The following is a 19,089-nucleotide window of genomic DNA, read 5'->3' on the forward strand; positions in this document are numbered from 1 at the left end:
CAAGTTTTTGCAACTCACTGCCATAATTGCCGCTGGTCGCAAGATCGATGCGTGTTCGCACGTAGGCCTCTCTAGCTCAGTGGTAGAGCAGCGCACTTGTAATGCGCAGGTCGTCAGTTCAATCCTGACGGGGGGCTCGTAGTTTTAATTAATTTCTAGTTGTCAGGTTCAATATTTGAATCCTCGGAATCGGGCATTTCAGTTGTAGGTGCTGAATTTGTAGTTTCAGATTCAATCCGGTTCTTAGATGGGGATGGCGACGATTCCTTACTATCGCCGTATTCCTGATTTTCTATCGGCGAGTCAGAGTTAGAATCTGGACTATCGTCAACTGTATCAAGGTCAGGCTTTGAATCATTAGTATTTGTTATGTTTTTGGTTGCCTCAACGACTACATGAGCAATTGTTCTAACTGCTTTTTGGGCTATTTCCACCGAGCTCTTTGCAAAATGCTCTATTGGTCGCGGAACCCCAACAAAGGCGGCCGCACTGAATGTGGCTGTAGCAACTAATCCAACAACAATGAGCGTTGTAAAACCTACTCGATGTGTTTTGTTGGAAGGTATTGTAGTAATAACAACTTGGGAAGGAAGTAGTGGAGGTTTCGATTCTTTTAAGTGAGTCGGTATTACAGAAAGCTCGCGAAGTGCAGCTGCGATGTCGGCATGAGGGCCATCGGTAATATCTTTAAATCCGGCAATTAAATCCTCTGAATCTTGAATTGAAAAATCTACACTCATGCTCCTCCCCCTCTCGTATAACCGCTTTTTATTAAATCTTTATTGAGTTGCGCAAGACCTCGATGACTCAATACCCGTACGTAGCTATTGGATTTGCCAGTAATCTCGGCGACTTGAGCAATCTCCAAGCCAATAATAATTCGGAGCGTGATAACCTCACGTTGATCTTCTGGAAGCTTCTTAAGTAGGTCAGTGATTTCCAGCAAAGACGAATCAGAATTAACCCAATCATTATCACGAAGTTCAAATTTAGGACCAATTCTCTTTTCCTTGCGGGCATGATCTGTCGCCGCGTTTCGGGCAATTTTAAATATCCATCCTTGAAATGCAGAGGAATCGCCCACAAAACCCTTGATCGAACCTGCGATACGAATCCAAACTTCTGAACATAAATCTTCAGCGTCCCGAGTAAACATTGAAAGGTAACGCAACACTTTTGGTTGATAGTGAAGCCATAATTTTTCAAATGAAGAATCGTGTCCATTGCGTGCCTTATCTACTAGTAGATCAAGTTCAGGCAGGGAGTAACCACGCTTAGGCGTAGCCTCTTGATACTCCATGTCCCTCCAACTTAGCTAATGGTCACGCCGGAGAATAACTCCCACTTTTTACTCTCCGACGTTGAGTTTAACCCCAGTCTTTAATCATCATCCTCATCATCTTGATCTAAGTCATCCTCATCATATTGGTTTTCCTGTGAATTGATTGAGAGACCAAGAGGAGGTGCGATTCCCGGCGTTACTCCTGGAGGCGTTGTTGCAGGGGCAACACTTGAAGTTATATCGTTTTGAATTGAACCAATTACAGAAGGGGATGTGATTGGAGATTTCAATTCATCTGAATTGCTATGAACTGCGGAGATTGCTGCAGGCGTCGCGAGACTCAATAGTGCGATTGCGCCAATTATGGCTACTGTCTTTTTCATTCTGGGTCCTTTCCCTTTGTTATCTTCTAAAACGACGGGGAAGTGCCTTTTGTTACAAGCAATTTTGAGCGTGATTAAAGGGAATTTCACAGGTTAGAATCAGCCAATGAGCCCTGCAGCATCTTTTCCACATGAAGAATTCGCCGATGCATTGAAAGCAAATGATGAGTACATCAAGGGCTTTAAATACTCCGAATTAACTGGAACCGCCCAACAAGGTATTGCAATAGTCACCTGTATGGACTCTCGCATTAACCCCTTGTCGGTTGTTGGAATGCGATCTGGGGATGCGAAGATTCTGCGTAACGCAGGCGCGCGTGTAACCGAGGATGTTCTTCGAACTCTAGTTTTGGCTACATATTTACTCGGAGTTAGGCGTATTTTGATTATGCCGCACACCAACTGTCGAATGGCGATGGGTGAAGAAGCAGATATCCACGCACTCATTCAAAAAGAGTATGGAGTTGATACTCGAAGCCTTGAGTTCCGAACGGTCTCTGATCAAACTGCGGCTCTAATTACAGATGTAAATCGCGTTCGGTCATATCCACTATTAAATGAAGGTGTTGTTGTTGGCGGCGCGATTTACGATGTGGCAACTGGAAAAATTACTCCGGTTGATTGCTAGTTCTTCTAATGGGCATTCGTGTTGAGGGGTAATTTAAATCCTTTAGGAACTGAACTATTACGGCGTTCATAAGTTCGGGTTTTTCTTTCACAACAACATGTGATGTGCCTGGAATTATTGCTAACTGTCCAAGGGGCAATGCCTCATACAGAGCAACAGTGTGGGCGTGGCTAATGACATCGTCATCTCCAACTAAGACCAGCACTGGGCATTGAATTGTGGCGATTTCCTCAAGGGTAAGTGTGGGCTCGCTCTCCCAAATTGAATGCATTCGGATAGTTTTTTCTAGCAATGTGTGAGGTGCATCAGGTGATATTAAATTGTATTCAGCTTGATCCTCTGCAGATATCTCAGGGTTATCAAATGCCTGCATAACTCCACTAAAGTGATAATTCGCTCCGATAGCAACGATAGATTTAACTAAGTCAGGACGACGTATTGCAACCATTAAAGCGATATTTGCACCATCACTCCAACCGATTAAATGCGCAGGCTCCTTAACAATGTCTTCTAGGAATGCGATCGCCTCATAAGTTTGAAAATCAAAGTGCATGCTACCTTCTTGATCTCCAGTGAAACCATGAGCAGTTCGGTCGTAAGCAAAGATATGAAACTCATCTTCAAGATCTGGGACCATGATGTAATCCCAGCTCGATGTCTTACTCAAGCCACCGTGAAGTAAAAGAACGGCTTCTCCATCATTTTCCCACTCATAACTATAGATTTGATGCCCGCGAAGGCCGACGTAATCTGGCATTACATTGAATCCATAATATGTCGGTTACCACGATCAAAAGTTAAGTAGTTCCATGTCCAATCGGCCACAGTTCCAATCTTGTTGCGCCCACCTAAGAGATAGAACAAGTGTAAAAATAACCAGGCATACCAAGCTGGGATGCCGGCTAATTTAAAACCCTTCACTTCAACAATGGCCTTGTGGCGACCAATCGTTGCCATTGAACCTTTATCGCGATATGTGAAAGACAATAAAGGTTGAGCTTCTAAAGTTCGCCGTATCTGATGGGCAACGAATTTTCCTTGCTGCAAGGCAACTGGGGCGACCATCGGTAAAAGGCGCCCGTCTTTACCTTTTATTCCAGCGATATCGCCAATCGCCCACATGTAAGGGTAGTTTTTAACTTGAAGAGATTGTTCAACATCTATGCGTGAATCTACAAGCGGGAGGTTTAATCGCGCTGCAGTTGGTTCGCCCTGTACTCCAGCGGCCCAAATTATCACCTGCGCTGGAATTGAAGCCCCATCTTTAATCTCGATAACTCTCGGTTTAATTTCTGCGACCGCTGTATCAAGACGAACTTTCACGCCAAGCTTTTCGAGATCTCGCTTTGTGCGCGAGGAGAGGCTCTCGGAGAAGCTAGGCAACAATCGCCGACCAGCTTCAATTAAATAGATTTCAATGTGAGTCGCGGCATGTGCTTGGTCATTTTTTAGTGGTCCTCGCACAAGTTCGGCAAATGCTCCCGCCAATTCAACTCCTGTAGGTCCACCACCAACGACGGCAATTGAAAAAATAGTTTCATCCTCGAATCGACAGAGATCCTCAAATCGGCGCATTACCTCGGCGCGTATTGTGAGTGCCTCATGGACGCTTTTCATTCCAAGGGCATGCTCATGGACACCTGGGACGCCAAAGTCGGCAGTTACTGATCCCAGTGCGACTACACAGTGATCGAACTCAAGGGTTTCGCTGCTATCTAACTTTATAGTTTTGTTTTTATGATCTATTGATAGTGGGGAGCCCATTCGAAATGCGACCCCTCTATTGCGAAGTGCCCCACGTACAGGGTGTGCAACATGATCGGCGGCAAGACCTGCAGTCGACACTTGATACAAGAGTGGAAGAAATGTCTGGAAGTTATGTCGATCGACGAGAGTAACATTGGCAAAGGGCGACATCGATTTTGCTGCCGTTAGACCACCGAATCCAGCTCCTAAAATAACTACGCGTGGTCTTTCAGGTGTCTTTTGCATACACCTAAGTCTAGGCTCTGAACCATGCACTCCCCACTTAAAAACCGTAAGTACCTTGTAACCGGCGCATCGGGCTACGTTGGTGGTCGCTTAGTCAAAGCTCTAGTTGATGACTCCAGTGATGTGCGAATCTTGGTACGCGATCGCCACAAAGTACAGGGACAGCCATGGGCATCGGCCGTTGAAATTTGCGAAGGTAGCGCCGAGAACCGTGCCGATTTAGATGCAGCAGTAGCTGGAGTTCATACAGCCTATTACTTGTTGCATTCGATTAACTTAGGTCCGAATTTTGATGATATCGAAGCGCAGATGGCGCGGGATTTTGCACAAGCATCCGAAGCCGCTGGTGTATCGCAGATTGTTTATTTAGGTGGAATTGCAAACGATGTACAAATCAGCAAACACTTAGCTTCACGCGTTCGCACCGGTAAAGAGTTAGCAAGTTCTTCAGTTCCGGTCATGGAGTTACGAGCGGGCATCATAATTGGCTCAGGCTCGGCAAGCTTTGAAATGTTGCGACACTTAACTCACCGACTGCCGATTATGACAACGCCTAAATGGGTGATGAACCGAACGCATCCAATTGCAATCCGAGATGTTCTGTATTACCTAAAAAGTGCGGCAGCCATACCAGAACCCGTTGGAAGAGTTTTTGATATCGGTGGGCCTGAAGTGTTGACATATGCAGAAATGATGCAAAAGTTTGCCAAGCTGTCGGGGCTAAAGAAACGATGGATTATAAAAGTTCCAGTCTTAACTCCAGGACTGTCTAGTTTATGGATTGGTCTTGTAACTCCTGTGCCAACGGCTCTTGCACGACCACTTGTCGGTTCTTTAATAAGTGAAGTTGTTGCCGATCCTGCTAAGAGCATTGATGAGGTAATTCCACCTCCGCCAGAAGGTCTCACTGATGTTGGCACCGCCATTAACTTGGCACTTTCTAGAATTATTGATCACGGTGTTGAAACCCGTTGGTCAGATGCCACGAGCCCAACTGCACCGTGGCAGAAGGCGCAAGGAGATCCTGAGTGGGCAGGCGAAATGGTTTTACGTGATCGTCGCGAAACCACGACCGACGTTGCGTTAGAAAAAGTATGGAAGCAGATTGAAGGTATTGGTGGAGAGCACGGTTGGTTTGGTTCAGATTTTCTATGGTGGGGACGCGGAGTATTAGATCGTTGTGTAGGAGGAGTAGGCCTGCGGCGTGGGCGACGTGATCCAGATTATTTGCGAGTGGGAGAAAGTTTGGATTTTTGGAGAGTAGAAGAATTAGATCGGGGTCACCATCTAAAACTTTATGCTGAAATGGTTCTTCCCGGAAAGGCTTGGTTGGAGTTTACAGTGACACAAGAGAATGGAAAGATTCATATTGTGCAAGAGGCGACCTTTAATCCTCGTGGACTTGGTGGTCAGTTATATTGGTATGCAATTTCACCATTTCATTTCTTTGTTTTTCCAACAATGCTACGAAACATTGTTAAGAAAGCGAGCAAAGATGCATGAATTTACGGCCGAAGTAGAGGCGCTGGCTCAAGAAGTTTTAGCGTACAGTCTTGATCGTTTGAAAAATGACCCACCCCTTGATGGCCCACGGACTGCAGAAGATCTCTATTCAGAAGTAGGAAATACAATTACCGCGCGCGGACTTGGCGGACATGAAGCACTTAAGCTTTTTACAAACGTTCTTGCAACGGCGTGCATTTCTACTGATCACCCCCGTAACTTGGCATTTATTCCATCAGCACCCAGTGAGTATGCAAACCTTTTTGATTTAGTCGTGGGTGCCAGTGCGCTCTATGGGGGCTCTTGGCAAGAAGGTGCAGGCGCAGTTTTTGCTGAAAATCAAGCACTGCGCTGGTTATCGAATTTAGCTGGTCTTCCACAATCAGCTGGTGGAGTTTTTGTGCAAGGTGGAACTCTTGGGAATCTCTCCGCACTAGTAGTCGCTCGAGCCGAAGCACGTAAGAAATATCCCGATGCGACTCGTTGGGTAATCGCATGTAGTGAAGAGTCACATTCATCCATTGTTAGCGCTGCAAATGTTATGGATGTAGATGTGCTTAAAGTGCCAGCGGGCGCAGATGGAAAACTCATGGGTGAATCCCTAGCCGAAGCAATTGACACACTTCATGCAACAACTACAACTCGAGTATTTGTTGTGGTTGCAACTTCAGGCACAACAAATTTAGGAATCATTGATGATTTAAAAGGAATCGGTATCGCAGCACATGAACGCGATATTTGGTTTCATGTCGATGGTGCGTATGGATTGGCGGCGTTATGTGCGCCGTCGGTGCGCGCAAAGTTCGATGGCATCGAAGCCGCCGACTCTTTCATCGTTGATCCCCATAAATGGTTGTTTGCCCCATTTGATGCATGTGCACTCATTTATCGAGAACCCGAGCTTGCGCGGGCGGTACATTCACAACACGCATCATATTTAGATACGTTGAAAGATGGTGCATGGTCGCCTTCTGATTACGCTATTCATCTAACACGTCGCACTCGCGGTCTTCCTTTTTGGTTTTCATTAGCTGCACATGGCACCGATGCATATACCGATGCCATGGAACACACACTCACTGTGGCACATGCCGCAGCTGATCTGGTTCGAGCACATCCCAACTTGGAACTTGTGTGTGAACCTGAACTCTCCATTGTTGCCTTCAAACGAAGAGGTTGGGATGCCAAAGATTACGAAAACTGGTCCAACACTTTACTTTCCGATCAAGTTGGATTTATTCCACCATCATCACATCATGGCCAAGCAATTCTGCGATTTGCAATTGTTAATCCGTGGACAAAAATCAGCGATATTGAAATGATTCTAAACCGGCTCTAAATCCCACACTTTTACGTGTGTCTCGATACGATTAACATCATGTCTGCACAAGAGGAACCAACCGTTACCAGCGGACACCGTGGCTTAAGCGATTTAGAAACTCAAATTCTTGATTTTGAGGGTAGTTGGTGGAGATACGCAGGAGCAAAAGAGTCGGCAATAAAGGAGCTCTTCGATGTGAACGCCGCTCGCTACTATCAGCTCCTCAATGATCTAATCGATCGAGATGATGCCCTTTTGGCCGCGCCGATGCTGGTAAAACGCCTTCGCCGCCTGCGCGAGGCCCGAATGTCCACCCGCATCTCCCGCTAAAACCCGCTCGTTTTGCGCGCCGGAAATAACTCCTCTAGATTTGGCGTTAGCACTCTCGGGGTGCGAGTGATAAAGCCCCCCAACCGACACAGGAAAGCCAACAAAAGGAAAGTGAGCACAACTCATGGCAAAGCAGATTGCCTTTAACGAAGAAGCACGTCGCGGTCTAGAGCGTGGAATGAATATCTTGGCCGATGCGGTCAAAGTAACCCTCGGACCCCGCGGACGTAACGTAGTTCTAGAAAAGAAGTGGGGCGCCCCAACTATTACTAACGATGGCGTTTCAATTGCAAAAGAGATTGATTTAGAGGATCCATGGGAAAAAATTGGCGCAGAGCTTGTTAAGGAAGTTGCGAAGAAGACTGATGATGTTGCTGGCGATGGAACGACCACTGCAACAGTGTTGGCTCAAGCCCTTGTTCGCGAAGGTCTTCGCAACGTTGCCGCCGGATCAAATCCAATGGCACTCAAGCGCGGAATCGAAAAGGCAGTCGATGCAATCGTTGCCGAGCTACTGTCAATGGCAAAGAGCGTAGATTCAAAGGAGCAGATCGCTGCAACTGCATCAATTTCTGCAGCTGATGCAACTATCGGTGACATGATCGCTGAGGCGATGGACAAAGTTGGTAAAGAAGGCGTCATCACTGTTGAAGAGTCAAATACTTTCGGTTTAGAGTTAGAGCTCACTGAGGGTATGCGCTTTGATAAGGGTTACATCTCCCCATACTTTGTAACTGACCAAGACCGTATGGAAGTTGTTTTAGAAGATGCATACGTATTGATCGCTAACTCAAAGATTACAAATATCAAGGATCTCGTACCTGTTCTTGAAAAAGTTATGCAATCAGGTAAGCCGCTTGCAATAATCGCCGAAGACGTAGAAGGTGAAGCACTTGCAACGTTGGTTGTAAACAAGATTCGTGGAACATTCCGCTCAGCAGCCGTTAAAGCTCCAGGCTTTGGCGATCGACGAAAGGCAATGCTGCAAGATATTGCAATCCTTACTGGTGCAACAGTTATCTCTGAAGAGGTTGGTCTCAAACTCGATCAAGCCGGACTCGAACTATTAGGTCGCGCTCGCAAGATTGTCATCAGCAAGGACGAGACGACAATCGTTGAGGGGGCTGGAGATGATGCACTTATTAAAGGTCGCGTCACACAGATTCGATCTGAGATTGAAAAGAGTGATTCAGATTATGACCGAGAGAAGTTGCAAGAGCGTCTTGCAAAGCTTGCAGGTGGCGTTGCAGTTATCAAAGCCGGAGCTGCAACTGAGGTCGAACTCAAAGAGCGTAAGCACCGTATTGAAGATGCAGTCCGCAATGCCAAGGCTGCAGTAGAAGAGGGAATCGTCGCCGGTGGCGGTGTTGCACTTCTACAAGCAGGTACTGCTGTATTTAAGAAGCTTTCACTAGTTGGCGATGAAGCAACTGGGGCCAAGATTGTTGAATTTGCAATCGAAGCTCCACTAAAGCAAATCGCAATTAATGCAGGACTTGAAGGCGGAGTTGTAGTTGAGAAAGTCCGTCACTTACCTTCAGGTCAAGGTTTAAATGCTGCAACTGGAGAGTACGTCGATATGATCAAAGCTGGCATCATCGATCCAGCTAAGGTCACTCGCTCTGCACTTCAAAATGCGGCATCTATTGCTGCACTCTTCATTACAACTGAAGCAGTCATTGCAGATAAGCCAGAAAAGAATCCAGCACCAATGCCACAAGGTGGCGGAGACATGGACTTCTAAAGCCATATTTAACTAACAGTTACGCATAACGCCGTCGCCGATTAACATCGGGGCGGCGTTCTGCTTTATCCTAACTTCATGGCAAAGAAGTCGCTCCTCAAGAGAGCATCTAAAGAAAAGCCATCAACTGGCGAACCTCCATTTGATGCAACTGATCTTGCCCGCAATGCAATAATCGATGAGCTCCATGGCGCATCAGAGATCGGAAGTTTTGTATCGGTTGAGTTTGATGATGAGGATCGACTAGCAACATATTTATTTGAAGCCAAACTTGCGGGATATATAGGCTGGCGCTGGTGCGTTACCGTTGCAAAAGTTGATTCAGATGCGCATCCAACAATCTGTGATGTAGTTGTTCTTCCTGGCCCTAAGGCGCTTATTGCGCCGGAATGGATTCCTTATCGCGATCGAATTCAACCAGGTGATGTTGGAGTTGGCGATATTGTTCCGAGCTCACTCGATGACACACGTTTAGTATCAGGTTCAGAAGCGCTTCCCGCCGATGAGGATTTAGATACTGCAATGGCTATTGAACTTGGTTTTGGTCGTGCCCGCGTTATGTCTATCGAAGGCCGCGACCAAGCCGCCAAACGTTGGTATGAGGGAGATCGTGGACCAAACTCTCCAATGGCAGAATCAGCACCAAAACCATGTCATTCATGCGGATTTTTTATTCAAATCGCCGGTTCGCTACGCTCAACTTTTGGCGTTTGTGCCAATGCCATTTCTCCGGAAGATGCTCGCGTGGTTTCGGTAGATCACGGATGCGGAGCGCATTCGGAAGCGACCCTCACCGCTCCTCTGTTAAACTAATTACCTGCCCGCAGCCCGCGGCTTCACACGTACGCTTAAACCTTAAGGAGTCACCCCATGCCTACAGGCCGCGTTAAATGGTTTTCATTAGAAAAAGGTTTTGGCTTTATTGCAAACGATGAGGGCGAAGATGTTTATTTAGCTGCCTCATCGCTTCCCGCTGGTATTTCAACTGTAAAACCCGGAACTAAACTCGAATTTAGTGTTGCTGATAGTCGTAAAGGACCACAAGCGATGTCAGTACATATTGTTGATGCACCCCCATCATTGGCCGAAAACTCACGCGTTAATCCCGATGATTTAGCTGCGATGATTGAGGACACAATTAAGATTTTAGATCGTGTTGGCAATGGTCTTCGTCACGGTCGCCATCCAGCGGGTCCAGAGGCTGAACGCTTAGGCCGTGTTTTGCGTGGAATCGCATCGGCATTAGAGGCTTAAATACGCTAGATGTTTAAATACCAGTTCGTCGTGCGCGACGTATTGAGTAACGAATTCCAATTACACCTAAACCTGCTCCAACAACACAAGTCCAAATCACTTTGGCATCGGCATTCATTGCCAGTGCAACTACGCCGGCAACGAGCCAGCAGATCGTTCCGATTGCTACTAAGGTTACAACTGATCGGATATTTGATTCCATGAGAGAAGGATAATGCGGATTTCGGCTGCAGAGCCCAAAGGCGAGAATTGGCGTTCATTTCGCCACCGCAACTTCCGCATCCTATTTCCCGCAAATACTGTTTCTAATATCGGCAGTTGGGCCCAGCGTATCGCCCAGGACTGGCTAGTCTTAGAACTTACAAGTAACAATGGCACATATTTAGGTCTAGTAACGGCAGTTCAATTTGCACCCGTCTTACTGTTCTCACTCCACAGCGGAGCACTTGCAGATCGACTAGATAAGCGCAAAGTATTAATCATAACTAATCTCTTTGGCGGCGCAGCATCTATCGCGCTTGGCCTACTAGTCATTACTGAGGTGGTTCAACTCTGGCATGTATTTGCATTAGCTGGGGTACTTGGAATCTCAACGGCAATTGATGGACCCGTACGTCAAGCCTTTACCAGTGAAATCGTTGGCCATGATGACCTACCGAATGCAGTGAGCCTGAACTCGGCAAACTTCAACGCTGGCCGTCTTATAGGACCGGCTGTTTCTGGCTTATTAATCGCTGCTTTTGGTACTGGTCCATCATTTTTAGTGAATGGCGCATCATACTTTTTTGTAATCACTGCGCTTTTAAAGCTCGAGACTAAGGGTTTTTTCCATCAAGATGAAGCTAAATCCCTCGGCAATATCCGTGAGGGTATTGCTTATGCGAAAGCCCGCCCGGATATCTATGTTGTAATGATTATGGTTTTTTTCCTTGCAACCTTTGGTCTCAATATGCAGATTTTTAACGCTCTGATGGCAACACAGGAGTTTGGCTTAGGGCCTGCCGACTTTGGCCTGATGGGTACTTTTATAGCTATTGGTTCATTAACTGGGGCTATTGGCTCTGCCAGATTGGAGAGATTTAGAAGTACCCGCTTTGTCATTGTTGGCGGAATGCTTTTTTCAATCACTATTGTTGTTTTAGCTTTCATTCCAAACTACACAATGTACATTCTCTGGTTACCGGTGTGTGGTTTCTCTGCGCTAACAACTTTAATTTCAGCTAACTCAATTGTTCAAACAAGTACGGACCAAGTCATTCGAGGTCGCATAATGGGTCTTTATTTACTTATATTTATGGGTGGAACACCTTTTGGCTCGCCACTCATAGGGTTAGCTACAGATAACATTGGAATCAGAGCGACAATTGCATTGTGCGGAGCAATTTCGCTGTGCGCTTCACTTTTTGTCTGGATTAAGTACCGCAACAAAGTTGGAACGCCAGAAGATATCAGCGTTGCCGCGGTATTAAAGACCGCTAATGGCGACTAAAACAATTAAACCGATGAGTACTACCAAGGTAACAATTCTGCGTGTTTTATAGTTCATGAATTCAATTCCTTACTTTTTGCGATGGGACTAACTTTACAATCACAAAAGCGATTGTAATTAAAAGTGGAACCATAATGTAGGCACGTGAAATTCCAAAACTATCTCCGAGGACCCCAAGTAGGAACGGCGCGGTAGCAATTGCAATTCCAGCGGCAAGAGAAGTTCGACCAATTGCAAGATCTGGGCGACCATCGCTGAATCCAATGAGTCGAATTGATGCCAGTGCAAATTGGATGGAAACCCCGAGGCCAATAGCAAAGAGAGAAATGAGACTGACAGCCATTGAATGTGAAAACCAGAATGCTACAAAGCCAATGAACTGCACCGCAATCACAATGAGTAGTTGGGTATCGAGTGCTAGGCGCTTTAAGAGTAAACCGCCATACCAGCGTCCAACTCCCATTCCCGTACCGAGAGCAACAATTGCAACGGTCGAGATAGCTGCGCTCGAACCAACGCGCTCTTTTAGCAGCGCTGCTGCCCAGAAAGAGATTGCAAATTCGCTAGAAATGCAGGCTACAAAACCAATCCAGGAGATCCAGAAAGCACGCGAAAGTTTTCCAGTTTGAGGGCCCGACTCATCTGGAACGTATTCATCTCCATTTTTATCGCGACCCAGTAAAAAGAGCGCAATTGCAACTGGTAGCGCAAGGAGAAGGCCGATGCGCCATAGGTTAGGAAAGATGATTGCGATTGAACCAATGAGCGCAGTTCCAGTCACGAAACCAGCGGAGGCAATTCCATTTGCTTGTGGGATTGCAATTTCAGCTGCTTTGCCAAAGTGGTGCGACATTGACGTGAGCATTGTGTTAATCACAATCGAAGTTCCAAAGCCTGTTATTAACGTTGCTGGCAGAGTTAGAAAAACTGGAGGAGAAAGGACAAATATTGTTATGCCAATACTAAAGATTGAAAGGCCAATCCAACTTGCGCGGGTGCGACCAAAGCGATGTGCAATATGAGGATTGGCATACCCTGCAATAATCGATGCGATCCCCATCGCGGTGCCATGCAGGCCGGCGACGGTAAGAGAGGTACCTTGGTCGGCTCGAAGAAGTGATTGTGCTGGTCCAAAGCCACCGAGATAGAAGTTAACTATCGCTGTTTGGGTTGCAATTACCCAAAAAAAACGATCACGGTGAAAGGTTTTTGGCATTCTAGAGCGCAGCTACAACAAAGTCGATGCATTGAGTGAGTGCATCGACATCCGCTGGATCAACGGCAGGGAACATTCCAACGCGCAATTGATTTTTGCCTAACTTTCGATATGGCTCCGTATCAACAACACCATTTGCACGAAGAGTTGCCGCAATTGTGGTGGCATCAATCGCATCATCGAAATTAATTGTGCCAACAACTTTCGAGCGCATTGCGGAATCGATTACAAAAGGCGTTGTATAACTAGTTTTTTCTGCCCACGAATACAAAATCTCCGAGGATTGCGTACTTCGGCCCGCCGCAAATGCCAGTCCACCTCCATCGTTCATCCACTCGATCTGTTCGGCAAGCAAAATTAAAGTTGCAACAGCTGGGGTGTTGTAGGTCTGATCAAGTCGGGAGTTTTCAATCGCGATTGTCAGATCAAAGAAAGCAGGAATCCAACGGCCGCTTGCCTTTATTGTCTCGACGCGTTGAATAGCAGCTGGGCTCATAATCGCAATCCAAAGACCTCCATCGGATGCAAAGGATTTCTGAGGCGCAAAGTAATAGGTATCGAACTCCAGCGGATTAACTAATAAGCCACCAGCTGCACTCGTTGCATCTACAACCACCAGTGCGCCATCAGTACCTGCGGGGCGAAGAATTGGCATTGAAACGCCGGTACTAGTTTCATTATGTGTCAGCGCATACACATCGATTCCAGCCTCAGCAACACAGAGTGGGTGAGTTCCAGGCTCAGATTTAACAACTGTCGGCTCACTTATAAATGGAGCCTCCTTAGCCGCGCTTGCAAATTTTGATGAGAACTCTCCAAAAACTAAGTGCTGAGAACGCTCCTGAATTAATCCAAAGGTAGCAATATCCCAAAATGCAGTTGAACCACCATTTCCAAGGACTACTTCATATCCATCGGGCAGATTAAAGAGTGAATGAATTCCTTCACGTACGCGCTTGACTACATTCTTAACCGGCTTTTGTCGATGAGATGTTCCAAGAATTAGATTTCCTCCGGATGTAAGAGCATCAAGTGAGGCAGGACGAATCTTTGATGGACCACAGCCAAAACGTCCATCAGCTGGTTTGATATGTGATGGAATAATTATCTCTGCGCTCATTAGATAAGTTTATGGGTAGTAGCGGTTCAACTCCCAATTAAGACCGTTGTTAGCCCGCTCATACCGCAATCGATCATGCATTCTTGAATATCGGCCTTGCCAGAATTCAATTGCCACTGGTAATACTCGATAACCACCCCAATGTGGAGGGCACGGGACAGGGGTTCCCTCTGGCCATTTTTCAGAGGCACCTTGAAATCTCAAATCCAACTCTTCGCGCGAGGTCAAAGGTGCAGATTGATGACTTGCCCAAGCACCAATTTGTGAGGACCAAGGACGTGTTGCAAAATAACTTGCTGACTCATCGGCACTAACTTTCTCTGCCAGACCACTTATTGAAATCTGACGCTCCATTGCAAACCAAGGAAATAGAAGGCTCACCTGTGGATTCGCATCAATTGCATGTGCCTTTCGAGATGAATAATTAGTAAAGAATGTAAATCCACCCAAAGAGATATCTTTAAGTAGAACGGTACGTGTTGTAATCAATAGGTCAGAATCTAATGTTGAAAGCACCATTGCATTAGCCTCGACTATATGGGGATTCTCACTTGCTTGCCGAAGCCAATCGGCAAAGGCCACAAACGGGTCATTATCTAACTCACCAATTCCAGATTGACCATAAGAAAGGCGCATTGCCCGGATTTCATCTCGGCTGACATCTTCATTGCTCATAGATGTATCGAACCTCACTTTGTCCATGAGTGCATCCTCTTGGCTTTGTGGTCGCTAGCACCCCTTATCTAGGTGCAGAATTAGGCAATTGCACACTGCAAAAAGGAGCCCAACGTGTCAGAAGATTTTAAGCCTGGTCTTGAAGGTGTCATCGCTTTTGAATCCGAGATCGCCGAACCTGATAAAGAAGGCAGTGCCCTTCGTTACCGCGGTGTCGATATTGATGAGTTAGTAGGGCGAGTCTCTTTTGGAAATGTATGGGGTCTACTTGTAGATGACGAGTTCAACCCTGGTCTTCCAAATGCAGAAAAGTTTCCGCTCCCAGTTCACTCAGGAGATGTTCGAGTAGATGTTCAAGCTGCAATTTCAATGTTGGCTCCGGCTTGGGGATTCAAACCACTGTTAGATATTGATGATGCAGAAGCACGTAGCAATCTTGCACGAGCATCAGTGATGGTTCTTTCATACTTGTCACAGGCCGCTCGCGGAGTTACAGCACCGCCAGTTCCAGAATCTGAAATCGATAAGGCACACACAGTTGTCGAACGCATGATGATTCGCTGGCGCGGAGAACCTGACCCACTTCATGTACGAGCCATTGATGCATATTTTGTATCAGCTGCCGAGCATGGAATGAATGCATCAACATTTACTGCACGCGTTATTGCATCAACTGGTGCTGATGTAGCCGCTGCGCTTTCAGGTGCAATCGGTGCGATGTCTGGTCCTCTACATGGTGGTGCGCCATCGCGCGTATTACACATGATTGATGAAGTTGAAAAGACTGGTGATGCAACTGCATATGTAAAAGATTTGCTCGATCGCAAAGAGCGCCTAATGGGATTTGGACATCGCGTGTATCGCGCTGAAGATCCGCGTGCACGCACGTTGCGCCGCACTGCAAAAGAACTTAATGCACCACGCTATGAAGTTGCAGAAGCTCTAGAACAAGCTGCGCTAAAAGAACTTCGCGAACGCCAACCTGATCGCGTTTTAGAAACAAACGTTGAATTCTGGGCAGCGATTATTTTAGATTTTGCGCAAGTACCCTCGCACTTATTTACTTCAATGTTTACAGCGGCTCGTACTGCCGGTTGGTCTGCACACATTCTTGAACAAAAGCGCACAGGTCGCTTGATTCGTCCATCGGCCAGATACATCGGCAAAGCCCCCCGCGCAGCTGAGTCGGTTTCTGGGTGGGATTCAACGGTCGAACAGCTCCATAAGTAAACTCTGCAAGCGGCTTATGTAACCGCAGGGCTTTATAACAATTTAGTAAATCCAGCTATAAATAGGGTAAAACCCCCCCTTTTGGTTTGCTTACTTACCTATTCACGTGTGGAATGAGACTACTAACGCATACCCTCGTATGCGTATTTTCCATCCATGGAGGATATACATGAATACAAAGCGTTTTGGTTTTGCTGGCGTAATCGCAGCAGCCGCGCTCGCAGTTTCAACACTTGTCGCACCATCAGCAAGTGCTGCCACCGAAATCGTTGTGTGGGCAGATGAAACTCGCGGGCCAAATCTGACTAAAGTAATCGCAGCAAAAGGTGACTGGGTTCCTGGTTACACAATAAAGGTTGTAACTTTCTCAAGTTTCGATGCTTTAAAAGAGGCATTTGACAAAGCAACTGATGCATCCGGACCTGATGTAGTAGTTGCAGCTAATGACTGGGTTCCATCTGGAGCAAAGAGCGGAAAGTTAGCACCAATCGTACTAACTGCCGCTGTTAAAGATCGCTTCAATCAAACTCAGTTCCTAGATCTAACATATAAGGGCAAGTTGTATGGCGTACCAGTGGACATCAACAACGTTGCAATGATCTACAACACGAAATTGGTTTCATCGGCACCAACATCTTTCGGTGAAATGGTCAATTACTACAAGGCTAACAAAGCCTCTAAGGGCTTAAAAGCTGGATTATGTATTGCAGGCGGCGGAATGTCGTGGGGAGCTCACTCAGTCTTCTCAGCATTAGGCGCAAATGCATACCAGTTCAACTCTCGTAACAAAATCGTCTACGGCCGTACTTTTAGTGCAGTAACTTTCGGAAAGAATGTTCGTACCTACCTTATGGATGGTAAGAAGAGCAATGGCTTCTTCCCAGCAACAGATACTGGCTGCAAGGATAACTTCTTAGCAGGAACCGTTCCATTCGCAGTTATTGGTAACTGGGAGTGGAAAGATTACGTTGCTAAGGGATTCACAATGAATCTAATGCCAGTACCTGGAGTTGTTGCAGGTACTTATGGCCATATGTTTGGAAGCGTGAGTGGCGCACTTCTTACTACCTTTGCTACAAAGCACGGTGTTGAGTCAGCTGCTAAATCACTTTTAACTAACTTCTTCGCATCTACTGATGGACAGGTTCGTTACCAAACTCTCGAGCTACGTCCACCAGCTGAAAAGGGAGCACAAGCAGATGCTTCAGTATCTGCAGGACAACGTGGCTTTGGCTCAGCCGCAAGCCTTGCGGGTATTCCACAGATTGGCGCATTCCTAAATAGCAACAAGGGTGGCGCTAACTATTGGGATTCAGCTCCAGCGTATTGGACTGCAGTCTTAATCGATGGCAAAAACGCTGTTTCTGAAGCTTCAAAGCTTGCCGCAATCTGGCGTGCAAACGTTGAAGCGGGCAAGGGCGACCTATAATTAATTTGGTTCTTCAAATTAATATCTGAAGTGAGGTAATGCGGGCGAATTTTTCGCCCGCATTACTCTTTCCAAAAGAATTAAAGATGCTTACTCTTAACCAATAAAGCAAAAGTGAGGATATTGAATCGATGATGTACTTTTTGAGAGGCAAGGTTGCTTTTACTCTAAAAATCATCGTTCTCTCGGTAATCGGCGCTATTTTGCTCATGCTCACTCAGAGCGCCTTTGCTCAACGCGAATATGTTATTGCGGCCTTTCTTGGCTTAACTGTTTTCGTCTTGGCTATTACTTACTTAACCAAAATCTCTATTCCACTAAAATTCTTCGTCCCAGGTATATTGCTCTTGACCGCTTTTGTAATTGGGCCAATTCTATACACGGTGACGATGTCGGGTTTCAACTATAAAACGGGCAATATCATCTCAAAAGAAGAGGCAATTCTTCTGATTAAGGCTAGGGGAATTGAAGCCGATCCCGCAGGAATTTCTTTTGATATTAAACTTGGCATCTCGGATGGCCAAGAGGCGATTCTTGTTTCAGATATAGCAAACTCGAAGTATTTTATTTCAACATCAAAATCTAGGTTAGCGATTGATCCTAATGAAGTCACACTCAATGAGTACGGAGTCGCCATTAGCGCACCTAATTTTAGGGCCCTAACGGATTCAGAGCTTGCTAATGCTGATAAGTCATATTCAAAAAGACACTTCATCTATGAGGGAGAATATTTCATAGCTCTTGAAGGTTTTGAAGCGGGCGTGGTATCTCGCCAAGTATTGGAGTACGTTCCGTCAACAGATCAGTTCAAGAACTTAGTAAATGGCAAGTTATATAGCGACAATGGACGAGGCAACTATTCACTTCCAACTGACGCAACAGCGATTCTTGAACCTGGTTGGAGAGCACCAATTTGGATTGAGAACTACTCAAAAATATTTACTGATCCCCGTGTGCGCGAACCATTGGTCAGGGTCTTTATCTGGACCATGGTATTCGCAACCGCCACTGTTCTTACAACTTTTGCCCTTGGTTTGTTACTTGCACTTGCTCTCAATAAGCCGATTCGCGGCCGCCGGATTTACCGTTCAATTTTAGTTCTTCCATATGCCATGCCAAGCGTTATGAGTATTTTGATCTGGGGCGGTATGTTTAATACTGAATTCGGAGCAATAAATACGCTCTTAGGAACAGATATTGCTTGGTTTTCTGATCCCAACTTTGCGCGGTTAGCAGTAATTCTTGTAAATCTTTGGCTCGGCTTTCCATATTTCTATCTAATCTCCAGTGGCTCACTTCAAGCCATTCCTAGTGAACTGCTTGAAGCTGCCGCAATTGATGGTGCAAACCCGCGTCAGATTTTCCGTAAAATCACATTGCCACTGCTTTTGCAAATTCTCTCTCCGCTATTAATTGCCTCTTTTGCATTCAATTTCAACAACTTCAATTTGATTTTCCTACTTACTGGTGGTGGACCACGCAACGAACTTGAT

The 19,089-nt window shown here is 46.1% G+C and carries 20 protein-coding genes and 1 tRNA gene; 12 read left to right on the forward strand and 9 right to left on the reverse strand.

All coding sequences use genetic code 11. The features are described 5' to 3' along the window. Positions 1 to 65 precede the first annotated feature (65 nt). Positions 66 to 137, forward strand: a tRNA-Thr gene (locus tag Q8K48_02435). Positions 138 to 155: 18 nt separating this feature from the next. Here the strand turns inward: Q8K48_02435 and Q8K48_02440 are convergent. From Q8K48_02440 to Q8K48_02450, 3 genes are all read right to left on the reverse strand, one after another. Continuing rightward, positions 156 to 740, reverse strand: coding sequence for a hypothetical protein (locus Q8K48_02440; GenBank protein ID MDP1851256.1), 585 nt, complete (start codon positions 738 to 740; stop codon positions 156 to 158). Next, the gene (locus Q8K48_02445; protein ID MDP1851257.1) at positions 737 to 1,300 is read right to left on the reverse strand and encodes a sigma-70 family RNA polymerase sigma factor; all 564 of its coding nucleotides are present in this window, start codon (positions 1,298 to 1,300) and stop codon (positions 737 to 739) included. The genes Q8K48_02440 and Q8K48_02445 overlap by 4 nt, the downstream gene beginning before the upstream one ends. An 80-nt stretch (positions 1,301 to 1,380) precedes the next feature. Continuing rightward, positions 1,381 to 1,665, reverse strand: coding sequence for a hypothetical protein (locus Q8K48_02450; protein ID MDP1851258.1), 285 nt, complete (start codon positions 1,663 to 1,665; stop codon positions 1,381 to 1,383). A 106-nt stretch (positions 1,666 to 1,771) separates the two neighbouring features. On the opposite strand from Q8K48_02450, the gene Q8K48_02455 reads away from it, so the two are divergent. Beyond that, positions 1,772 to 2,293: a carbonic anhydrase gene (locus Q8K48_02455; GenBank protein ID MDP1851259.1), complete on the forward strand. Its 522-nt coding sequence runs from the start codon at positions 1,772 to 1,774 to the stop codon at positions 2,291 to 2,293. Here the strand turns inward: Q8K48_02455 and Q8K48_02460 are convergent. Next, positions 2,274 to 3,050, reverse strand: a complete 777-nt coding sequence (locus tag Q8K48_02460; protein ID MDP1851260.1) for an alpha/beta hydrolase — start codon at positions 3,048 to 3,050, stop codon at positions 2,274 to 2,276. The genes Q8K48_02455 and Q8K48_02460 overlap by 20 nt on opposite strands. Continuing rightward, a complete protein-coding gene (locus Q8K48_02465; protein ID MDP1851261.1) occupies positions 3,050 to 4,285 on the reverse strand; it encodes an NAD(P)/FAD-dependent oxidoreductase in 1,236 nt (411 codons plus the stop codon). The genes Q8K48_02460 and Q8K48_02465 overlap by 1 nt, the downstream gene beginning before the upstream one ends. Before the next feature lie 24 nt (positions 4,286 to 4,309). On the opposite strand from Q8K48_02465, the gene Q8K48_02470 reads away from it, so the two are divergent. The 6 genes from Q8K48_02470 to Q8K48_02495 all read left to right on the forward strand — a co-directional run bounded on the left by Q8K48_02470 (position 4,310) and on the right by Q8K48_02495 (position 10,437). After that, the gene (locus tag Q8K48_02470; GenBank protein MDP1851262.1) at positions 4,310 to 5,788 is read left to right on the forward strand and encodes an SDR family oxidoreductase; all 1,479 of its coding nucleotides are present in this window, start codon (positions 4,310 to 4,312) and stop codon (positions 5,786 to 5,788) included. Continuing rightward, positions 5,781 to 7,127, forward strand: a complete 1,347-nt coding sequence (locus Q8K48_02475) for an aminotransferase class V-fold PLP-dependent enzyme (GenBank protein MDP1851263.1) — start codon at positions 5,781 to 5,783, stop codon at positions 7,125 to 7,127. The genes Q8K48_02470 and Q8K48_02475 overlap by 8 nt, the downstream gene beginning before the upstream one ends. A 39-nt stretch (positions 7,128 to 7,166) precedes the next feature. Beyond that, on the forward strand, positions 7,167 to 7,439 hold the full coding sequence (locus Q8K48_02480; protein ID MDP1851264.1) for a DUF3263 domain-containing protein: 273 nt from the start codon (positions 7,167 to 7,169) through the stop codon (positions 7,437 to 7,439). Between the two features lie 124 nt (positions 7,440 to 7,563). Next, positions 7,564 to 9,183, forward strand: coding sequence for a chaperonin GroEL (gene groL / locus Q8K48_02485; protein ID MDP1851265.1), 1,620 nt, complete (start codon positions 7,564 to 7,566; stop codon positions 9,181 to 9,183). Positions 9,184 to 9,261: 78 nt separating this feature from the next. Further along, positions 9,262 to 9,996, forward strand: coding sequence for a DUF3027 domain-containing protein (locus tag Q8K48_02490; GenBank protein MDP1851266.1), 735 nt, complete (start codon positions 9,262 to 9,264; stop codon positions 9,994 to 9,996). Positions 9,997 to 10,053: 57 nt separating this feature from the next. Continuing rightward, a complete protein-coding gene (locus Q8K48_02495; protein MDP1851267.1) occupies positions 10,054 to 10,437 on the forward strand; it encodes a cold shock domain-containing protein in 384 nt (127 codons plus the stop codon). Positions 10,438 to 10,450: 13 nt separating this feature from the next. Here the strand turns inward: Q8K48_02495 and Q8K48_02500 are convergent, their stop codons facing one another. After that, positions 10,451 to 10,639 (reverse strand): DUF2530 domain-containing protein, encoded by a 189-nt coding sequence (locus Q8K48_02500; GenBank protein MDP1851268.1) that lies wholly within the window; start codon positions 10,637 to 10,639, stop codon positions 10,451 to 10,453. 12 nt (positions 10,640 to 10,651) lie between these two features. Here Q8K48_02500 and Q8K48_02505 point away from each other — a divergent pair, with 12 nt between their 5' ends. Further along, entirely contained in the window at positions 10,652 to 11,926 is a 1,275-nt protein-coding gene (locus tag Q8K48_02505) for an MFS transporter (protein ID MDP1851269.1), read from the forward strand. Between the two features lie 61 nt (positions 11,927 to 11,987). On the opposite strand, the gene Q8K48_02510 is transcribed toward Q8K48_02505, so the two are convergent. Genes Q8K48_02510 through pdxH form a run of 3 tightly spaced genes read right to left on the reverse strand, consistent with a single transcriptional unit; the run spans position 11,988 to position 14,964 of the window. Then, positions 11,988 to 13,142 carry an MFS transporter gene (locus Q8K48_02510; protein MDP1851270.1) on the reverse strand — a complete coding sequence of 385 codons (1,155 nt, stop codon included), beginning with the start codon at positions 13,140 to 13,142 and terminating at the stop codon, positions 11,988 to 11,990. Between the two features lies 1 nt (position 13,143). Continuing rightward, positions 13,144 to 14,262 (reverse strand): phosphoserine transaminase, encoded by a 1,119-nt coding sequence (gene serC / locus Q8K48_02515; protein MDP1851271.1) that lies wholly within the window; start codon positions 14,260 to 14,262, stop codon positions 13,144 to 13,146. Positions 14,263 to 14,271: 9 nt separating this feature from the next. Continuing rightward, on the reverse strand, positions 14,272 to 14,964 hold the full coding sequence (gene pdxH / locus Q8K48_02520; GenBank protein ID MDP1851272.1) for a pyridoxamine 5'-phosphate oxidase: 693 nt from the start codon (positions 14,962 to 14,964) through the stop codon (positions 14,272 to 14,274). A gap of 87 nt (positions 14,965 to 15,051) precedes the next feature. On the opposite strand from pdxH, the gene Q8K48_02525 reads away from it, so the two are divergent. The 3 genes from Q8K48_02525 to Q8K48_02535 all read left to right on the forward strand — a co-directional run. Next, a complete protein-coding gene (locus Q8K48_02525) occupies positions 15,052 to 16,167 on the forward strand; it encodes a citrate synthase 2 (GenBank protein MDP1851273.1) in 1,116 nt (371 codons plus the stop codon). 169 nt (positions 16,168 to 16,336) lie between these two features. Next, positions 16,337 to 17,596: an extracellular solute-binding protein gene (locus Q8K48_02530; protein MDP1851274.1), complete on the forward strand. Its 1,260-nt coding sequence runs from the start codon at positions 16,337 to 16,339 to the stop codon at positions 17,594 to 17,596. Between the two features lie 131 nt (positions 17,597 to 17,727). Beyond that, on the forward strand, positions 17,728 to 19,089 hold a 1,362-nt coding region (locus tag Q8K48_02535; GenBank protein MDP1851275.1), incomplete at its 3' end, for an ABC transporter permease subunit.

Origin of the sequence: Candidatus Planktophila sp., from assembly GCA_030681675.1 — a bacterium.
Classification (GTDB): Bacteria; Actinomycetota; Actinomycetes; order Nanopelagicales; family Nanopelagicaceae; genus Planktophila.

What these genes read in the sequence shown, in the direction of transcription:
- Q8K48_02530 (MDP1851274.1), top strand. Translation starts at nt 16,337, where the DNA reads ATGAATACAAAGCGTTTTGGTTTTGCTGGCGTAATCGCAGCAGCCGCG.
- Q8K48_02480 (MDP1851264.1), top strand. Translation starts at nt 7,167, where the DNA reads ATGTCTGCACAAGAGGAACCAACCGTTACCAGCGGACACCGTGGCTTA.
- Q8K48_02505 (MDP1851269.1), top strand. Translation starts at nt 10,652, where the DNA reads ATGCGGATTTCGGCTGCAGAGCCCAAAGGCGAGAATTGGCGTTCATTT.
- pdxH (MDP1851272.1), bottom strand. Translation starts at nt 14,964, where the DNA reads ATGGACAAAGTGAGGTTCGATACATCTATGAGCAATGAAGATGTCAGC.
- Q8K48_02465 (MDP1851261.1), bottom strand. Translation starts at nt 4,285, where the DNA reads ATGCAAAAGACACCTGAAAGACCACGCGTAGTTATTTTAGGAGCTGGA.
- Q8K48_02450 (MDP1851258.1), bottom strand. Translation starts at nt 1,665, where the DNA reads ATGAAAAAGACAGTAGCCATAATTGGCGCAATCGCACTATTGAGTCTC.
- Q8K48_02490 (MDP1851266.1), top strand. Translation starts at nt 9,262, where the DNA reads ATGGCAAAGAAGTCGCTCCTCAAGAGAGCATCTAAAGAAAAGCCATCA.
- Q8K48_02460 (MDP1851260.1), bottom strand. Translation starts at nt 3,050, where the DNA reads ATGCCAGATTACGTCGGCCTTCGCGGGCATCAAATCTATAGTTATGAG.
- Q8K48_02445 (MDP1851257.1), bottom strand. Translation starts at nt 1,300, where the DNA reads ATGGAGTATCAAGAGGCTACGCCTAAGCGTGGTTACTCCCTGCCTGAA.
- Q8K48_02455 (MDP1851259.1), top strand. Translation starts at nt 1,772, where the DNA reads ATGAGCCCTGCAGCATCTTTTCCACATGAAGAATTCGCCGATGCATTG.
- Q8K48_02475 (MDP1851263.1), top strand. Translation starts at nt 5,781, where the DNA reads ATGCATGAATTTACGGCCGAAGTAGAGGCGCTGGCTCAAGAAGTTTTA.
- Q8K48_02440 (MDP1851256.1), bottom strand. Translation starts at nt 740, where the DNA reads ATGAGTGTAGATTTTTCAATTCAAGATTCAGAGGATTTAATTGCCGGA.
- Q8K48_02495 (MDP1851267.1), top strand. Translation starts at nt 10,054, where the DNA reads ATGCCTACAGGCCGCGTTAAATGGTTTTCATTAGAAAAAGGTTTTGGC.
- Q8K48_02470 (MDP1851262.1), top strand. Translation starts at nt 4,310, where the DNA reads ATGCACTCCCCACTTAAAAACCGTAAGTACCTTGTAACCGGCGCATCG.
- serC (MDP1851271.1), bottom strand. Translation starts at nt 14,262, where the DNA reads ATGAGCGCAGAGATAATTATTCCATCACATATCAAACCAGCTGATGGA.
- Q8K48_02500 (MDP1851268.1), bottom strand. Translation starts at nt 10,639, where the DNA reads ATGGAATCAAATATCCGATCAGTTGTAACCTTAGTAGCAATCGGAACG.
- groL (MDP1851265.1), top strand. Translation starts at nt 7,564, where the DNA reads ATGGCAAAGCAGATTGCCTTTAACGAAGAAGCACGTCGCGGTCTAGAG.
- Q8K48_02510 (MDP1851270.1), bottom strand. Translation starts at nt 13,142, where the DNA reads ATGCCAAAAACCTTTCACCGTGATCGTTTTTTTTGGGTAATTGCAACC.